Consider the following 16,638-nt stretch of genomic DNA (forward strand, 5'->3'; position numbering starts at 1 on the left):
ACGAAAGCGCGGGGCCGTTCCACTCAGGACACAGCTATGAGGCGTAGTCCTCCAGCATCTCGGTGACGAGAGCCGCGATCGGCGAACGCTCCGAGCGGGTCAGCGTGACGTGAGCGAAGAGCGGGTGGCCCTTCAGCTTCTCGATCACCGCCGCCACGCCGTCGTGCCGGCCGACCCGCAGGTTGTCGCGCTGCGCCACGTCGTGCGTCAGCACCACCCGCGAGTTGCTGCCCAAACGCGACAGCACGGTCAGCAACACGTTGCGCTCCAACGACTGCGCCTCGTCCACGATCACGAAGGAGTCGTGCAGCGAGCGGCCGCGGATGTGGGTGAGCGGCAGGACCTCGAGCATGCCGCGGTCCATCACCTCTTCCACCACCGCCTGGCTCACCAGCGCGCCGAGCGTGTCGAACACCGCCTGCGCCCACGGCCCCATCTTCTCGTTCTCGCTACCGGGCAGATACCCGAGCTCCTGGCCACCGACCGCGTACAACGGCCGGAACACCACGACCTTGCGGTGCTGCCTGCGTTCCATCACCGCTTCGAGGCCGGCGCACAGCGCCAGCGCCGACTTCCCGGTGCCCGCACGCCCGCCCAGCGAGACGATGCCGACATCGGAGTCGAGCAGCAGATCCAGCGCGATCCGTTGCTCAGCGGACCTTCCGTGCAGTCCGAACGCCTCCCGATCCCCGCGGACCAGCCTGATCTGCTTGTCCGCGGTCACCCGTCCCAGCGCACTCGACGTGCCCGCCAGCATCCGGAGTCCGGTGTGGCACGGCAGTTCGGCGATGTGCTCGAGACCTTCGTGTTGGGTGGGGTCGACGACGCTCTCCTTGAACAGACCGTCGATCACTGACTGATCGACGTCCAGATCGGACATTCCTGTCCAGCCTGACAAGGTGACGTCGTGCGCCCGGTACTCCTCCGCCGCGAGACCGACCGATCCGGCCTTGACCCGCAGCGGCATGTCCTTCGTCACCAGGGTGACGTTGCGGCCCTCAGCAGCGAGGTTGAGGGAGCACGCGAGGATTCGGGCGTCGTTGGAGTCCGTTCGGAAACCTGATGGCAACACCTCCGGGTCGGAGTGGTTGAGCTCGACGTGCAAGGTGCCTCCCACATCCCCGATGGGGATGGGCGAATCGAGGCGACCATGCCGCAAGCGCAGGTCGTCGAGCAGGCGCAGAGCCTCTCTCGCGAACCAGCCCAGTTCGGGGTGGTGGCGCTTGCCCTCCAGCTCGCTGATCACCACGAGCGGGAGCACGACCTCGTGCTCCGCGAACCTGGTGGCCGCGAGTGGATCGGACAGCAGTACCGACGTGTCCAGCACATATGTCGTGATGGCTGGAGCGGCGGACTTGCGCCTGGAGGAGGATGTGCGCGATGAGCCTGAGGAACGGCTCGCGGGACGTCGTGCGTTCACGGCAACTCCCTCACGAACGCGGCACCCGCGTCCGCTCCTCGCTGGGCCAGGCACAACCCTGATTGATCGTCTCGCCGTCCGCCGGGTGGCGTCAGGCAGGTCGACCACGAGGGCCGGGTGCCGGCCCCCTCGCGACGTTGTCTGCCACGATCAGGACCTCCCTGCGCGGTCCGCAGTGGTCGCGTCCCGCCGCTTTCGAAGTTACCTGCGTGGGTGCCCCATCTGCACGAAGCCACACAGGTGAATCCCGATTTGTCATCTGCCCGAAAACAACCCGAAACGTGACCGCAGCCGTGTTCTAGCTGGTCAGATGCTGTTTTCCTGGGTGTTGCGCGCCAACCACGACAGACCGTCCCTCACCTGGGATTCGAGTGATTTCGGCACGAGCGGCTCGTCGAGAAGTCTCAGATAGCGGGAGTCGAGCGACTCGCCGGGCGCGCGGACGTCCAGCCAGGCCCTCACGAGACGCACTCCTTCGACGTACGTCGTGGTGTACGCGCGCCACAGCGGGTCCGCCAGAAAACGAACCATTTGCCGTGCGCGACGGTCGGGGACTAGCAGCCACCTGCGCAGATGCGCAACCACGTCATCCTGATCCGCACCTCGATCGTGTAGCAGCAGCGCGGCGTCCTGCCGGACGGTGAGCAGGCCGGACGTTGCCGACTCGACCTTTTCGGACAGTTCGCCGTCCATTCGCAACCCGAGGTCGCGGAAGATCTGCTCCGTCCAGACGCCCCAGCCCGGTCCGACGGCGGCGTGCAGGCCGAGCTCTGCCATGCCCTCGGCCATCAGGCACTGCGGCGTGTTGATCAGGAAGATCGACTGCTCGGCGTGGCCGCGCCGCGCGATCAGGCCCGCCTCCTTGCGGCAGTGCTCGGTGTGGTGGCCGGGATAGGACTCGTGCGCGACCAGATGGGGCAGGTTCGACATGCGGTGGCCGAGGTCGGCGTTGACCGCGACCCTGCTGCGGTAGCCGCCGAGGTAGTAGTTGAAGCCGCTCCACGGCTTGTTGGTGACGACCTGGTACTCGACGATCTCCTGCTCGGGCAGCGCGAACTTGTGCCGCACGCGGTCCCTCAGGGCGCTGGAGAGGGCCTGCACGGCGCCCTGGAGCCTGCGTGCGGGCACCTCGTCGGCCGTGCGGAAGGCGTTGAGGCGGTCGGTGAGGGATCCGGGTCCTTCGAGCAGCACGTCGAGGTTGCGGTGGGCCTGGGCGTACGCGTCCTCGTCGCCGGGGCGGATGCGGACCTGGAAGTACTGCTCGACCTCGTCGACGAACGTGACGCGCTCGCCGGCGAGCTTGCGCGCGGTGCACTCCAGCGCGGCGAGGTGCGCCTGGAGGAACTGCTTGCGCTGGGCGGTGAGGTCGGCGCCGGGAAGCTCTTTTCGCAGCTCACGGGCGTGCGACGCGAGCGCCTTGGGATCGAGGCGCGGTTCGTTGTCGACGGCGCGGCTCAGCGCGGGGTCGCCGGTGAACGAGTCGACGAACCCGGACACCAGGCGCCCGAGGCGCAGCCCCAGCACCAGATATCCGCGCACCAGCTCGTTGGCGTCCATGAGTCGAAGAGCGTAGAGCGTCTACCACAGGGTCTTACTCGCGACCGAATCGTGAATCGAAGACCACCTGTATGGGGAATGTTGTTGATCTTGACGTCACACAATGGGGTCATGCGGGCCGCCAATCGAGATCAATGCCTATAGCGTTTCCGCCCGGAGACCCCACCGCTCCGGAGATCCCCGAAGACTCCGGAAATGACGGGGATAACCCGACATGAAGGAGATTGACGTGAAGAAGGCTTGTGCCGCGGTTGTCGCCGCAGCTGCGCTGTCGCTCGCGTTCGCCCCGGCCGCCATGGCCGGCGAGGGCCACGGTGGACACCACTGGAAGAACGGCCCCCTGTTGGTCCTGCTGAACGGCAACAACCTCAACGGCACCGTCGGCGCCTGCGGCAACAACGTCGGTGTCCTCGGTGGCGCCGTGCCGATCAACTCGCCGTCGATCACCGAGACCTGCGCCGCCGGCGGCATCGTCGACGAGGGCTGATCTCTCTTTAGTTCTACGTCTGGGGGCGTCATTTCTGGCGCCCCCAGATGTGTTTTCCCCGTTTAAACCTTCATGAGGAGAAAAATCGTGCTGAAGAAGGCTGGCGCCGCCCTCGGTGTGGCTGCCGCGTTCCTTGCTGTTGGTTCGCCGGCGATGGCCGTTCAGGGCCACCACTGGGAGAACGCGCCGCTGCTCGTCGTCGGCAACGCCAACAACCTGAACGGCGTTATCGGTGCCTGTGGCAACAACGTCGGCGTGCTGGGTGGAGCGGTTCCGGTGAACTCGCCCTCCATCACCGAGACCTGCGCGGCCGGCGGCATCGAGGACGGCGCCGAGTGGGGCTACGACGACTGATCTGGTCGTCAGCTCGAAAGGGGCGCTCACCTCGCGGTGGGCGCCCCTTTTGCTGTGTCAGTTCCCGTACCTGCGGTGGCGCTTGGCGTACTCGCGCATGGCCCGCAGGAAGTCGGTGCGCCGGAAGCCGGGCCAGTAAGCCTCGCAGAACCAGAACTCCGAGTGCGCCGACTGCCACAGCATGAAGCCGGAAAGCCGCTGCTCACCGGACGTGCGGATGATCAGGTCGGGGTCCGGCTGGCCGGAGGTGTAGAGATGCTCCGCGATGTGGTCGACGTCGAGCACCTCTGCGAGTTCCTCGATGGTGCCGCCGCGCTCGGCGTGTGCCTGCAGGAGCTTCCGGACGGCGTCCGCGATCTCCTGCCTGCCGCCGTACGCGACCGCGACGTTGACCTGGATGCCGGTGCGGTTCTTGGTCTTGTTCGCCGCGTTGGTGAGCCGTTCGGCGTGCTCCTTGGGCAGCATGTCGATGGCGCCGACGTGCCGGACCCGCCACGGCCTGCCGTCCTCGGCGAGCTCGTCGGTGATGTCGGAGATGATGTCCAGCAACGGCGCCAGCTCTTCGGCGTCCCGGTTGAGGTTGTCGGTGCTCAGCATCCAGAGCGTGACGACCTCCACTTTGGCGTCACCGCACCAGTCGAGGAGCTCGAGGATCTTGCGCGCGCCGGCCCGGTGCCCGTCCGCGACGTCGGTGAACCCGGCTTCCCTGGCCCACCTGCGGTTGCCGTCGAGGACCACGCCCACGTGCTTGGGCACCTGTGTCCCGCTCAACTCACGCCGGAGAATCCACTCGTAGAGGTGGATAGCGACGTCTTTCACACGGGTGCGGAGTGCCACGTCCGAACAGCGTACGCCGTGCAAGCTTCATCACTGAGCCATGGTCCGTAACCTACGGTCGCGTAACCTAGGTTCCTGTGACCACTGCGCCCACTCCTCCACAGCCCGGACTGCGGCCGCGTCTTCGTGGTTGGCTGCACCTCTGGTCCTTCATCGCCTCCGTAGCCACCGGCGCGACGCTGATCGCGCTGGCAGCGTCCACAGTGTCCGCGCGCGCCGCCCTGGCCACCTCGGTCTACGGCCTCACGGTCCTGGGACTCTTCGGCGTCTCGGCGCTGTACCACCGCGTGACGTGGAAGTCCGACCGCGTGCGCACGTGGATGAAGCGCCTCGACCACTCGATGATCTTCGTGTTCATCGCCGGCACCTACACACCGTTCGCCCTGCTGGCGATGAATCCCGGCACCGGGAGCACCGTGCTCTGGGTCGTGTGGATCGGCGCGCTGCTGGGCGTGACCTTGAAACTGGCCTGGCCGCACGCGCCTCGCTGGCTCGGGGTGCCGATCTACATCGCTCTCGGCTGGGTGGCGGTCTTCGTGCTGCCTGAGCTGTTGCACCACGCCGGTGTCGCGGCGCTGGTGTTGCTGTTGGTGGGCGGGGCGCTTTACACCGTTGGCGCGGTGTTCTACGCGACTCGGTGGCCCAACCCCTGGCCGCAGGTGTTCGGGTATCACGAGTTCTTCCACGCTGCGACCGTGGTGGCGGCGATCTGCCACTACATCGCCATCTGGCTCGCGATGTACTCCTAGTCCCAAGTGATCGGTGACGGCGCACGCGACTCGGCGTCGGCTTTGGCGTCGCCGAACGAGCGGTGCGTCTGCGAGTCCGGCCAGAACGTGCCGCCATCACGGATGTTGCTGTACGAGACGTAGTAGGCGTGGCCCGCTGCGTTGACGTTGGGAACTTCGCCGCTCTCGAGATCGCCGTTCGCCTTGGCGATCTCGTACCAGTGGTCGTGGTCGAGGCGGACGATGGCCACCGGCATGGGCTTGGTCTGCGCGTACAGCCAGGTGCCTCTGGCCACGACCGACAGTGCGTTCACGTGCGGATGGTCCCACCAGCAGGCGGGCTCAGGTCACGCACTTCGGGCCAGGGCCACAGGCTGCACCGGTGGCCCTGGCCCGAAGTCGTTCAACGGCCGCCGCGCGCCATGTGCAGCACGTCCAGAGCGGCGTCCAGCTGCTCCTCGGTGAGCTTGCCCGGCACGTGGCCGCGTTCCAGCACCACCTCGCGGATCGTCTTGCGTTCCTTCAGCGACTGCTTGGCGATCGACGCCGCCTCCTCGTAGCCGATGTAGCGGTTCAGCGGCGTGACGATCGACGGCGACGACTCGGCGTACTCGCGCATCTGCTCGACCTGGGCCTCGGCGCCGGTCAGGACCTTGTCCGCCAGAAGTCGAGCCACGGCGGCGAGCAGGCGCGAGGACTCCAGGACGTTGCGGGCGATGACCGGCAGCATCACGTTGAGCTGGAAGTTGCCCTGCGAGCCGGCGAAGGCGACGGTGGCGTCGTTGCCGATGACCTGGGCCACGACCATCATGGTGGCTTCGGAGATCACCGGGTTGACCTTGCCCGGCATGATCGAGCTGCCCGGCTGGAGGTCGGGCAGGGCGAGTTCGCCCAGGCCCGTGCGGGGGCCGGAGCCGAGCCAGCGGAGGTCGTTGGCGATTTTGAACAGGGCCACGGCGGACGTGCGCAGCTGTCCGGAGATCTCGACGACGCCGTCCTGGGTGGCCTGGGCCTCGAAGTGGTCGCGGGCCTCTACGAGCGGCAGGCCGGTCGCCGAGGCGAGGGCCGCTGCCACGGCCGCACCGAAGCCCGCGGGGGCGTTCAGGCCGGAGCCGACGGCTGTGCCGCCGATCGGCAGTTCGGCCAGGCGCGGGACGGACGACGTGAGGCGTTCCACGGAGTAGCGGACCTGGGACGCCCAGGCGCCGGCTTCCTGGCCCAGCGTCACCGGGACGGCGTCCATGAGGTGGGTGCGGCCGGACTTGACCAGGTCGGACCACTCCGCGGCGCGTGATTCCAGCACGCCCAGGAGGTGTTCGAAGGCGGGGACGACGTCCTTGACCACGGCCTCGGTGGCGGCCACGCGCAGGGTCGTGGGGAAGGTGTCGTTGGACGACTGCGAGGCGTTGACGTGGTCGTTCGGGTGCACGTCGCGGCCCAGCGAGCGGGTGGCCAGGGTGGCGATGACCTCGTTGGCGTTCATGTTCGAGGACGTGCCGGAACCTGTCTGGAAGACGTCGACCGGGAAGTGGTCGTCCCACTGGCCGGCGGCCACCTCGTCGGCGGCGGAGGCGATGGCGTCGGCGAGGTCGGCGTCGAGGACGCCCAGTCGGGCGTTCGCTCTGGCCGCGGCGCCTTTGAGCAGGCCGAGGGCCCTGATCTGGGCGCGGTCCAGGCCTCGACCCGAAATCGGGAAGTTCTCGACCGCGCGTTGTGTTTGGGCGCGCCACAATGCGTCGATCGGCACGCGGACCTCACCCATCGTGTCGTGCTCGACGCGGTACTCCTGTTCAGACATACCTCCGAGTCTCTATCGTCGATCACAGCACTGCCACCCACCACTGGCAGAAGGGCACCACCATGGAGCGTGACGTCGACCTCCTCATCGTGGGCGCTGGACCCACGGGGTTGTTCGCCGCCTACTACGCAGGCTTCCGGGAACTGAACGTCGCTGTGGTCGACGCCCTGCCAGAGCCCGGCGGTCAGGTCACGGCGATGTATCCGGAGAAGATGATTTTCGACGTGGCCGGGTTTCCCGCCGTGCGCGGGCGTGACCTCGTCAACGGTCTGGTGGAGCAGGCGGGGCAGTTCAAGCCGACCTACCTGCTCGGTCACCAGGCGCGCACCCTTGAGTCCATTGAGGACGGTCTGCGGGTCGGTCTCGCGGACGGTTCCTCGGTCAACACCAAGGCTGTGCTGATCACGGCGGGCATGGGTGAGTTCAACCCGCGTCCGCTGCCCGCGGGGGACGGCAGGCTGGGGAACGGCATGGTGCACTTCGTGCCGGTGCTGGCCGAACACGCGGGGCAGCACGTGGTGATCGTGGGCGGTGGCGACTCGGCGTTCGACTGGGCGCTGGCGCTGCACCCGATCGCCACGAGTGTCACGATCGTCCACCGCAGGGCCAACTTCCGGGCCCACGCGGCGACCGTGCGGCAGGTCAAGGAGCTCGGCGTCGAGATCATCACGGACGCCGAGGTGCTGGCGCTGCGCGGCGAGCCGCTGTCCGAAGTGGACGTCAAGGTCAAGGGTGAGGACGTGAAGACGTTGCCCGCGCAGACAGTTGTCGCGGCGCTCGGGTTCACGGCCGACCTCGGGCCGATCGAGTCGTGGGGGCTGGAGCTCGACCACCGCGCGGTGGTCGTCGACACCACGATGAAGACCAAGCTGGACCGCGTTTACGCGGCCGGTGACGTCGCGCAGTACCCCGGCAAGGTCAAGCTCATCGCGACCGGGTTCGGCGAGGCGGCGACGGCGGTCAACAACATCGCGGTCATGCTCAATCCTTCTGCGCACCTCTTCCCGGGGCACTCCAGCGACGTCGGCTGAGCCGATGCCGGGCGCGTGAGCCTCACGTGCCCGGCAACGGCGCCGGATCGTGCTTCGCCAGGTGCTGGAAGATGATCGACGTGCGCCAGCCGACGATCTCCTTGCGCTGGCTCAGCTGATCGACCAGGAACGCGTGCAGGTGCTCGTTGTCCTGAGCGCTCACGTGGATGACGAAGTCGTCGCTGCCCGCCATGACGAACACCGACAGCACCTCCGGCAGCCCGCCGGCGAAGGTCTTGAAGTTGTCGATGACCGTCCGGCTCAACGGGCGGACCTGCACCGACACCAGCGCCTGCACGCCGCGGTTGAGCGCGGACGGGGCGATGTCGGCGTGGTAGCCGCGGATCACGCCGCGTTCGCGGAGCAGCCGGATGCGTTCGAGGCTCGTCGACGGCGCCACGCCCACCTTTCGTGCGATGTCGCGGTTCGACTGCCGGGCATCGCGCTGCAGTTCCCGCACGATCGCCGAATCAAGTTCGTCCATCTCGCTCCTCGGACCCAGTTGCCGAATAACGTTCGGCAACTCACTTCCACAGCTGGCGATAACCCTAACTTCGAGGCCAGAGTATGGCGGAAGTTCGGGGAGGAACGCAGATGTGGGAACACGAGCAGTTGGTCGTCCGCACCGGCGAGCGGTCGGGGATGACCACGATGGTCGCGCTGCACTCGACCAAGGCCGGACCGGCGGTCGGCGGGTGCCGGATGAAGCCGTACGGTCGGATCACCGACGCCGTCACGGACGTGCTGCGGTTGTCGAAGGCGATGACGCTCAAGTGCGAGGCCGCCGGAATTCCGCACGGTGGGGCCAAAAGCGTGATCGTGATCGACCGGCCGCTCACGCCGGAACTGCGCAGGGACGTGCTGCTCGACCACGCCGACCTGATCAACGAGTTCGGCGGCGCCTATCGGGCGGGGCCGGACGTCGGCACCGGTCCGGAGGACATGCTGGTGCTCAGGGAAATCACCCCGCACGCCTACTGCCTGCCGGAGGAACACGGCGGTACGGGCTCGTCGAGCGGGCCCACGGCACGGGGCGTGCTGGCAGCGCTGAAAGCGGCCTCGCAGCACGTTTTCGGAACTCCCGACCTCACCGGCCGGAAGGTGGTGATCAGCGGGTTCGGCTCGGTGGGGGAGCTGATCGCCAGAGGGCTCGCCGGCGCGGAGATCGTTGTGTCCGATGTGGACGAAAGCAGGCGCACCGGTGAGTTCGGCTGGGTGCATCCGGATGAGGCGTACCGGGTCGAGGCCGACGTGCTCGTCCCGGCGGCGGTGGGCGGGGTGCTGAGTCCGGAGACCGTGCGGCACCTCGGCGCCAAGCTGATCGTGGGCCCCGCCAACAACCAGCTCACCGACGACAGCGTGGCCGGCCTGCTCGCGGAACGCGGCATCGTGTGGGTGCCCGACCACGTCGCCAGTGCCGGCGGAGTGATCTACACGCTGGCCAGGGAGGACGACGGCGTCGACCACGAGACGGCGCTCAAGCGGGTCGACGGGATCGAGGCCGCGGTCCACCGTCTTCTGGGTGAGCGTCAGTGATACGGCAGCGGCGCGTCGGCCGCAGCCCATAAACTGAGGCTGATGGCATCGGGTTGTGCGTGTCAGGGGGACGCGCAACACAACCCTGGGGGGCTTCGTGATTCACGTCTGTTGGGCCGACATGGTGCCGGGAACGCCGTGGTGGGCGGGTCCGGTCACGCGGGAACGGCCGCGCACGATCTACTGGCAGCCGCTGTCCGACCTGGTGGGGAGCCGGGTCGACGCCGAGGTCGACACGTCGGGCTGGGGCTGCGACGTGCTGGTCGAGCTGACGGTGCCGGACCGGCTGAGCCCTGAGATCGGGGTGCTGCCGGGGTTCACCGTGGCGCAACTCGCCCTGCCGGAGGCGCTCAACCGGTCGCGGGACGTCGAGCTGGTCGTGGCGGCGCTGGAGGACGGCGTGCACGCCGCGGTCGAACGGATCGCGCGCCGGCTGGGAGTCCGCTACGAGCGCGTGAAGGCGGAACCGAAGCAGCTCGAGCACCCGTTGCGGCTGAGCACGCTGGCCGGGCGGTTCGGCGGGCCGATCGCGCTCGTGTCGCCGTACGCGGCCTCGGACTACTTCGTGGCCTCGCTGCCGGCCGAGGAGCTGGCGTGGGAGGGGCACGAGGGCTGGCGGATCGTCCGGGCCAACCGGGAGACGGCCGGGCGGCCGGTGTCCGATGTGGACTTCAGTGCCGTGGACGTCCCCGTGTTGCTGGACAACCTGTCCGCGGATCCCGCCACGGCGCTGGTCGTGGTCGGCAAGGAGCTCGAACGGCTCACCGGATGGCTGCCCACCGGCCTCGCGGGCCGCGTCTCGGTGCTGGGACGCGATGATGGATGCTGGTGGGCAGCCATCGGTTGAGGGAGCCCAGGATGACCCGGTTGAAGCTGGTCGCGGTACTTACCGCCGTCACCGCGCTCGGCGGCTGTTCGCCGATGCCGACGTGGGCCGCGAAACTGACGCCGACCGGGCTTCCGCAGTTCGTCGACAACGCGTGTGATTCGCCGAAGGTCGAGTGGATGCAGATCCAGGGGACCGACGGCGACGTGGTGCTGGACGAGAAGGACCCGGTGCTCTGGAGGGTCGAGTTCGCACCACCGGCGCGGCTTCGGGAGATCACTGTCGCCCAGAAGCCGGAAGGTGCCGTGGAGAAGGTCGCGTGGCAACCTCCGAAGGGCGACCAGCACCTCGCGATGTCGGTGAAGCGCGAGAACGCTGATGCGTCGCACATCGAGTTCACGCTCGACGGGTTGAAGGACGGCAAGGCCAAGTACGAGGACGAGTACCTCACCGCGGACGAGTTCGCGAAGAAACGCGTCAGTTGCTAGAAGGCCTGACCGGACCGGCCAGGCCTTCCAGGACAACTGTCATGGCAGTACCTGGACCTGCTCGCCGATCATCAGGTTGTCGTAGAACACCAGCGACGCGTCGGCGGACATCCGGATGCAGCCGTGCGACTGGACGTTCGTGTCACCCTGGTGGAACGCGATACCGGTCGTGGTGAAGTACACCGCGTTCGGCATCGGGCCGTTGTAGGGGACGCTCCAGTCGTTCTTCACCTTGCGCAGCACCGAGAACGTGCCCACCGGGGTCTCGTACCCAGGCTTGCCGTGGCTGATCGGCACCGGGCCGTAGCTCGTGTTGCCGTTGAAGACCAGCCACGCCCGGTTGGAGTGCTTCTCCAGGCATGCTCCGTTGTAGACGGTGCATCCCGCCTGAGCCTGTGCGGGAACAGCGAAGCCGAGGATCAGGAGCACCGTCGCGATCAGAACTCGCATCTCTCATCACCCCTCGGTAGTGGAGTAACCACTACCGGGTGATCTGAATCATCGACCTATGGATCACGTGGTCGATCAAGCGACCACCTGCACGGTCTCACCGATCGCGAGGTTGTTGAAGTAGTACTGGGCGGCCGCCGGGTCCAGGTGGATGCAGCCGTGCGACGGGACGTTCAACTCGCCTTCGTGGAACGCGATGCCGCTCTCGGTGAAGTACGTCGACCACGGCATGGGCGCGTTGTACGGCCGGCTCCACTCGTCCTTCACCTTGCGCAGCACCGGGAAGTTACCGAGCGGCGTCTCGTAGCCCCGGCGCCCGTGGGTGATCGGATTCGGACCGTGGACGATCTTGTCGCCGCGCACGATCCACGTCTGGTTCGTGGAGAGCTGGATGCACGCGCCGTCGCTGATGGTGCACGGCGTCGGCTTCACGACCGGCGCGGGTGGAGGTGGTGGCGGGGGCGGCGTCTCCGAGGAGGACGGCGTCACCGGGGCCGAGGACGACGAAGGTGGTGGCGCGGCAGGGGTCTCGGCGTGCACGGCCCCTTGCGCGCATCCCGCCACTGACAACAACGCGACCGCCACGAGCAGCATCCTCATCGCGCACCCCCCGGTTGATCCATCCCTTGCCGAAGTAGACGACCGGAGGATCACTCAGGTTGCAAAGCAGAGGGCCCGCCTCCCATAACAGTTGGGAGACGGGCCCTCGGAATGCGTTTACCGATCTACGGGGGTGGTGGTCCTTAGACCGCGCCCGCGTACTGGCTGATCCACGAGCGGAAGTACGGGACGTCCACGTAGATCGACGGAGCGGTCGCGCAGGTCGCGCCACCACCGGAGCGGCTGGTCGCACCGATCAGCTCCCAGCGACCGCCCACCGACTTCACCTGCGGGCCACCCGAGTCGCCGTAGCAGGCGCCCTTGTTGCCACCGGTGTTGTTGGTGCAGATCTCCGAGGCGCCGCTGATGCCGGAGCAACGGCTGTCCGTCACGATCGAGGTGTTGAGCTCCTGCAGGGTGATCGGAGCGGAGCCGCAGCCACGGGTCGGGCAGGTCTGGCCCCAGCCGATGATGCGGGTGGCGGTGCCGACCGGGCCGGACGAGGCCGACACAGCCGCGGGGGCCTGGCTGACCGAGGTGTTGAGCTGCACCAGCGCCAGGTCGGCGGACGGGTGGTTGATGATCCGGGACGCGCCGGTGGTGGTGCCGCCGCTGGTGCGGTTGGTCGTGCCGATCCGGGTGCGGATCGACGCCGCGGACGAGCCCTGGACGCAGTGCTTCGCCGTCACGACCCAGTTGGCCTTGATCAGCGTGCCGCCGCAGAAGTGGCTGCCGGAGGTGCTCTGCAGGGAGACCATCCAGGAGTAGACCTGGGTGGCGTTGGTGCCACCCACGATCATCGGCGAGACCTCGCCGTCAGCGGTGGGAGCCGGAGCCGCGGTGGCCGCTGCGGCGGAGGCGAGCAGAGCGCCCGCGGCCACGACGACTGCGGAGAACAACGAACGTGCCCTCATCGTTGAGTTCCTTTCCTGAACCCGGCGCAGGGTTGCCGGGGTCAGGTCGGAAACTAAGGACGAAAGTGACTTGGTCACTAGGGTCACTCGGAGGGTGACCCTCCGTTAACGGTTCACACCTTCACACCGAACTACGGCAGCGGCTGCTGCACGTCCTCCGGCAGGTCGAAGTCCACCGAGGCGTATTCGCGCAGCTTGTGCAGGCTGTGGAAGCCGTCGATCATGCGCACGGTGCCGGACTTGGAGCGCATGACGATCGACTGCGTGGTGCAGCCACCCGCCCGGTAGTGCACACCGCGCAGAAGGTCGCCATCGGTCACACCGGTCGCGCAGAAGAAGACGTTGTCACCACTGACAAGATCGTTCGTGGTGAGCACGCGGGACAGGTCGTGGCCCGCGCCGATCGCCTTCTCGCGCTCCTCGTCGTCCTTGGGCCACAACCGGCCCTGAATGGCGCCACCGACGCACTTGAGCGCCGCCGCCGCGATGATGCCCTCCGGCGTGCCACCGATGCCGATGAGCATGTCCACGCCGCTCGTGGGACGTGCCGCCGCGATCGCGCCCGCCACGTCGCCGTCGGAGATGAAGTGGATCCGCGCGCCCGCCTGCCGCACCTCCTGCACGATCGACTCGTGCCGCGGCCGGTCCAGGATGCAGACGTTCACGTCGGACACGTCGCTGTGCTTGGCCTTGGCGACGCGGCGGATGTTCTCCACGATCGGCGCGGTGATGTCGATGACGTCGGCCGCCTCCGGGCCCACGGCGAGCTTCTCCATGTAGAACACGGCGGACGGGTCGAACATCGCCCCGCGCTCCGCCACGGCCAGCACGGCCAGCGCGTTCGGCATGCCCTTGGCCATCAGCGTGGTGCCGTCGATCGGGTCGACCGCGACGTCGCAGTCAGGACCCTCGCCGTTGCCCACCTCTTCGCCGTTGAACAGCATCGGCGCTTCGTCCTTCTCGCCCTCGCCGATCACCACGACACCGCGCATCGAAACGGTGTGGATCAGCTTGCGCATCGCGTCGACCGCGGCGCCGTCACCGCCGTTCTTGTCGCCGCGTCCCACCCACCGGCCGGCGGCCATCGCCGCTGCCTCGGTGACGCGCACGAGCTCCAGCGCCAGGTTCCGGTCCGGGGCTTCGCGACGTCGTTCCGCGGGGGTGTTCACCATTGCGCGCCTCCATGCGACTACTCAGCGTGCCGGATTTTGTGATCGGCAACTGAATCCTTGCACGGGATCACGCCTCGGAAACGTCCTCCTCGACCACAGCGAGAGCTGCATCGATTCGCTCACGCGCGCCCGCGAGATGCTGCTCACAAGTCTTGGCGAGCGCCTCACCGCGTTCCCACAGCGCGAGTGAGTCCTCCAGCGACAGGCCGCCGGCCTCCAGCTTGCGCACCACCTCGACCAACTCGTCGCGGGCGGCTTCGTAACCCAACGTCTCCGAACTCACGCGGACTGACTCCTCAGGCGGCTCAACACGGTCGCGACGGCCAGGTCGTACCCGACCAGCGCCTCCGCGAACTCCTCGCCGTCACCCTCTCGCACCGCCTCGTCGATGAGCGCCTCGGCCTCCGCGACGCGCCGGTACTGCACGGTCCCGGCGGTGGCCTCGCTCAAATCGTGCAACGTGAGGATCAGCGTGCGGCGGCTCTTGGTGTCGCAGTCGCCCACCATCGCCGTCCAGCACTCCGCCGCGGCCCTGTTCGCCGCCTCCGCCTTGTGCCGCAGTCCCGTGGTGCAATTGCCGGCCGCCTCCATGGTCAGGGGCAGGAACACGGCATCACGCATCATCGGTACCTCCCCCTTCCGCCTTGGCGACCACTGCTTCCACTGCACCGTCAACGACGCGTACCCGCAGCCGTGTTCCGCTGGGGGCGTCCGTCACAGAACGCAACACGCCGTCGGGCCCGTCAGGTGTGACGAGTTGCACAACGGCGTATCCGCGGGCCAGCGTGGCGGCTGGTCCGAGGGTCGTCAAGCGGGCTTTCGTCCCCGAGAGGTGGACGTCTTCCCGATCGAGACGTTGCGTCACGGCCCTGCGTCCTTGCTCGCGAAGCCGATTCACCTCTTCAGCTCTGCGGTCCAGCGGGCCGTACGGATCCGAAAGTACTGGTCGCGAGCGCAGGGCGTCGAGCAGTTTGCGTTCCCGGTCGACCCAGCCGTGCAGCGCGCGCCGTCCGCGATCGCGCATTTGGCGGACGCGTTCACTCTCTTCGGCGACATCGGGAACCACCCGTTTGCCTGCATCGGTCGGAGTCGAACAACGCAGGTCCGCGACGTGGTCGATGAGCGGGATGTCCGGTTCGTGCCCGATCGCCGACAGCACCGGCGTGCGGCACTGGGAGACCGCGCGGCACAGCGCCTCGTCGGAGAACGGCAGCAGGTCCTCCACGCTGCCGCCGCCGCGGGCGATGATGATCACGTCGCACTCCGGGTCTCTGTCCAGAGTGGACAGCGCGGTCATCACCTGGGTGACCGCCATCGGACCCTGCACGGCGACGTTGACGACGCGGAAGTGCGCTCCGGGCCAACGATTGCGCGCGTTCGTCAGCACGTCCCGTTCCGCCGCCGACGCACGTCCGGTGATGAGCCCGATCTTGTTCGGCAGGAACGGCGGCCGGCGCTTGCGGCGCGGGTCGAACAGGCCCTCGGCGTGCAGCAGCTTGCGCAACCGCTCGATGCGCGCGAGCAGCTCGCCGATGCCGACCGCGCGGATGTCGTCCGCCCGCAGGCTCAGCGTGCCGCGGTTCGGGTAGAAGCTGATCTTCCCGTGCGCGATCACCCGGCTGCCCTCGGTGAGCTGCAGCTCGCGGATCATCGAGGCGTTGCAGGTGATCGACATCGACATGTCGACGCTCGGGTCGCGCAGCGTCAGGAACGCCGTCGAGCTGCGCGCGTTGAGCTGGGTGACCTGGCCCTCGACCCAGACGTCGCCGAGCCGGTTGATCCAGTCGAGCAGCTTGCGGGCGACCGTCCGCACCGGCCAGGGGTTCTCCGGCGTGGATTTTCCTTCGGTCACTGTGCCGGATCATTTGGGCGCTTGACCGTCAGAATCCGGCGGTTGAGCATGCCGATGAACTCGGGCCGGGACTCGTGCGCCTGCTCGTAGCGCAGCAGCACCTCCAGCTGCTCGACGTCCAGGTTGCGCAGCCGGGCGCGCAGCTGGGCGATCGACAGTTCGTCGTACATCGGCAGGAACTCGGGGACCTCGGCGATCGCGCGCTCCTCCTCTTCCCACGGATCGTCCGCGGGTGCTTCGGAGGTCGCGGTGGTGACCGGCGTCTCGTCCTCGTCGAACGTCGCCCACTCCGGCTCGTCCTCGGCCGGCCTCAGTCCGGAGAGGACGTCGTCACCCTTGATGGCGAGTTCGGTCACATGCTGCTGGACGCGCATGGACAACTGCATTGCCTCGCTGACCACCGTGAGGGGGAGTCCGGCGAGCTGCTGCGGCAGCCTGCGCGCCTGTTCGAGGGCGGTCACCGCGAGTCCAGCGGCGACGCGGACACCCAATGGCAGTGGCTTCATGCCCACTAGCCTGCCGCAACTGCGCGCCGAATGCACAGGTCGTGTCCTGCGAGTCCCGTCCGCGACAGCCGCACCCGAGGGC

21 protein-coding genes are annotated in these 16,638 nt (G+C 67.9%); 7 read left to right on the plus strand and 14 right to left on the minus strand.

Features of this window, described 5'->3' with window-relative positions; genetic code table 11:
* Positions 1–34 precede the first annotated feature (34 nt).
* Both SK803_RS44145 and SK803_RS44150 read right to left on the minus strand, forming a co-directional pair.
* Positions 35–1,327: a PhoH family protein gene (locus SK803_RS44145; protein WP_319972229.1), complete on the minus strand. Its 1,293-nt coding sequence runs from the start codon at positions 1,325–1,327 to the stop codon at positions 35–37.
* Between the two features lie 399 nt (positions 1,328–1,726).
* Complete coding sequence (locus SK803_RS44150; RefSeq protein WP_319972230.1) at positions 1,727–2,977, minus strand: DUF885 domain-containing protein; 1,251 nt, start codon at positions 2,975–2,977, stop codon at positions 1,727–1,729.
* A 214-nt stretch (positions 2,978–3,191) separates the two neighbouring features.
* Between SK803_RS44150 and SK803_RS44155 the strand changes: the two genes are divergently transcribed.
* Positions 3,192–3,464: a hypothetical protein gene (locus SK803_RS44155; RefSeq protein ID WP_319972231.1), complete on the plus strand. Its 273-nt coding sequence runs from the start codon at positions 3,192–3,194 to the stop codon at positions 3,462–3,464.
* Positions 3,465–3,551: 87 nt separating this feature from the next.
* On the plus strand, positions 3,552–3,818 hold the full coding sequence (locus SK803_RS44160; RefSeq protein WP_319972232.1) for a hypothetical protein: 267 nt from the start codon (positions 3,552–3,554) through the stop codon (positions 3,816–3,818).
* Positions 3,819–3,875: 57 nt separating this feature from the next.
* On the opposite strand, the gene SK803_RS44165 is transcribed toward SK803_RS44160, so the two are convergent.
* Positions 3,876–4,655 (minus strand): isoprenyl transferase, encoded by a 780-nt coding sequence (locus SK803_RS44165; RefSeq protein ID WP_319972233.1) that lies wholly within the window; start codon positions 4,653–4,655, stop codon positions 3,876–3,878.
* A gap of 77 nt (positions 4,656–4,732) precedes the next feature.
* On the opposite strand from SK803_RS44165, the gene trhA reads away from it, so the two are divergent.
* Positions 4,733–5,404, plus strand: coding sequence for a PAQR family membrane homeostasis protein TrhA (trhA, locus tag SK803_RS44170; protein ID WP_319972234.1), 672 nt, complete (start codon positions 4,733–4,735; stop codon positions 5,402–5,404).
* Here trhA and SK803_RS44175 read toward each other — a convergent pair.
* Positions 5,401–5,697: a hypothetical protein gene (locus tag SK803_RS44175; protein WP_319972235.1), complete on the minus strand. Its 297-nt coding sequence runs from the start codon at positions 5,695–5,697 to the stop codon at positions 5,401–5,403. The two genes, trhA and SK803_RS44175, sit on opposite strands and share 4 nt — an antisense overlap.
* A gap of 89 nt (positions 5,698–5,786) precedes the next feature.
* Positions 5,787–7,181 (minus strand): class II fumarate hydratase, encoded by a 1,395-nt coding sequence (locus SK803_RS44180; protein WP_319972236.1) that lies wholly within the window; start codon positions 7,179–7,181, stop codon positions 5,787–5,789.
* A gap of 62 nt (positions 7,182–7,243) precedes the next feature.
* On the opposite strand from SK803_RS44180, the gene SK803_RS44185 reads away from it, so the two are divergent.
* Entirely contained in the window at positions 7,244–8,212 is a 969-nt protein-coding gene (locus SK803_RS44185; protein WP_319972237.1) for an NAD(P)/FAD-dependent oxidoreductase, read from the plus strand.
* A 22-nt stretch (positions 8,213–8,234) separates the two neighbouring features.
* Here SK803_RS44185 and SK803_RS44190 read toward each other — a convergent pair whose 3' ends face one another.
* A complete protein-coding gene (locus SK803_RS44190) occupies positions 8,235–8,696 on the minus strand; it encodes an Lrp/AsnC family transcriptional regulator (RefSeq protein ID WP_319972238.1) in 462 nt (153 codons plus the stop codon).
* A gap of 110 nt (positions 8,697–8,806) precedes the next feature.
* Here SK803_RS44190 and SK803_RS44195 point away from each other — a divergent pair, with 110 nt between their 5' ends.
* The 3 genes from SK803_RS44195 (at position 8,807) to SK803_RS44205 (ending at position 11,062) form a co-directional block, all read left to right on the plus strand.
* On the plus strand, positions 8,807–9,748 hold the full coding sequence (locus SK803_RS44195) for a Glu/Leu/Phe/Val dehydrogenase dimerization domain-containing protein (RefSeq protein ID WP_319972239.1): 942 nt from the start codon (positions 8,807–8,809) through the stop codon (positions 9,746–9,748).
* Between the two features lie 97 nt (positions 9,749–9,845).
* On the plus strand, positions 9,846–10,595 hold the full coding sequence (locus SK803_RS44200; RefSeq protein ID WP_319972240.1) for a hypothetical protein: 750 nt from the start codon (positions 9,846–9,848) through the stop codon (positions 10,593–10,595).
* An 11-nt stretch (positions 10,596–10,606) separates the two neighbouring features.
* Positions 10,607–11,062: a hypothetical protein gene (locus tag SK803_RS44205; protein ID WP_319972241.1), complete on the plus strand. Its 456-nt coding sequence runs from the start codon at positions 10,607–10,609 to the stop codon at positions 11,060–11,062.
* A gap of 39 nt (positions 11,063–11,101) precedes the next feature.
* Here SK803_RS44205 and SK803_RS44210 read toward each other — a convergent pair whose 3' ends face one another.
* From SK803_RS44210 to SK803_RS44245, 8 genes are all read right to left on the minus strand, one after another.
* Positions 11,102–11,512: a L,D-transpeptidase gene (locus SK803_RS44210; RefSeq protein ID WP_319972242.1), complete on the minus strand. Its 411-nt coding sequence runs from the start codon at positions 11,510–11,512 to the stop codon at positions 11,102–11,104.
* A 75-nt stretch (positions 11,513–11,587) separates the two neighbouring features.
* Complete coding sequence (locus SK803_RS44215) at positions 11,588–12,112, minus strand: L,D-transpeptidase (RefSeq protein ID WP_319972243.1); 525 nt, start codon at positions 12,110–12,112, stop codon at positions 11,588–11,590.
* A gap of 143 nt (positions 12,113–12,255) precedes the next feature.
* On the minus strand, positions 12,256–13,026 hold the full coding sequence (locus SK803_RS44220; protein WP_319972244.1) for a S1 family peptidase: 771 nt from the start codon (positions 13,024–13,026) through the stop codon (positions 12,256–12,258).
* A 131-nt stretch (positions 13,027–13,157) separates the two neighbouring features.
* Positions 13,158–14,198, minus strand: a complete 1,041-nt coding sequence (gene glpX / locus SK803_RS44225; RefSeq protein WP_319972245.1) for a class II fructose-bisphosphatase — start codon at positions 14,196–14,198, stop codon at positions 13,158–13,160.
* A gap of 67 nt (positions 14,199–14,265) precedes the next feature.
* Positions 14,266–14,481: an exodeoxyribonuclease VII small subunit gene (locus tag SK803_RS44230; protein WP_229813098.1), complete on the minus strand. Its 216-nt coding sequence runs from the start codon at positions 14,479–14,481 to the stop codon at positions 14,266–14,268.
* Positions 14,478–14,822 carry a sugar ABC transporter substrate-binding protein gene (locus SK803_RS44235; protein ID WP_319972246.1) on the minus strand — a complete coding sequence of 115 codons (345 nt, stop codon included), beginning with the start codon at positions 14,820–14,822 and terminating at the stop codon, positions 14,478–14,480. Before SK803_RS44235 ends, SK803_RS44230 begins: the two co-directional genes overlap by 4 nt.
* Entirely contained in the window at positions 14,812–16,050 is a 1,239-nt protein-coding gene (gene xseA, locus SK803_RS44240) for an exodeoxyribonuclease VII large subunit (protein WP_319972247.1), read from the minus strand. The genes SK803_RS44235 and xseA overlap by 11 nt, the downstream gene beginning before the upstream one ends.
* Complete coding sequence (locus tag SK803_RS44245; RefSeq protein WP_319972248.1) at positions 16,047–16,556, minus strand: lipid droplet-associated protein; 510 nt, start codon at positions 16,554–16,556, stop codon at positions 16,047–16,049. Before SK803_RS44245 ends, xseA begins: the two co-directional genes overlap by 4 nt.
* Positions 16,557–16,638 lie beyond the last annotated feature (82 nt).

The sequence above is a fragment of the Lentzea miocenica genome, from assembly GCF_033949945.1.
Classification (GTDB): domain Bacteria; phylum Actinomycetota; class Actinomycetes; order Mycobacteriales; family Pseudonocardiaceae; genus Lentzea; species Lentzea miocenica.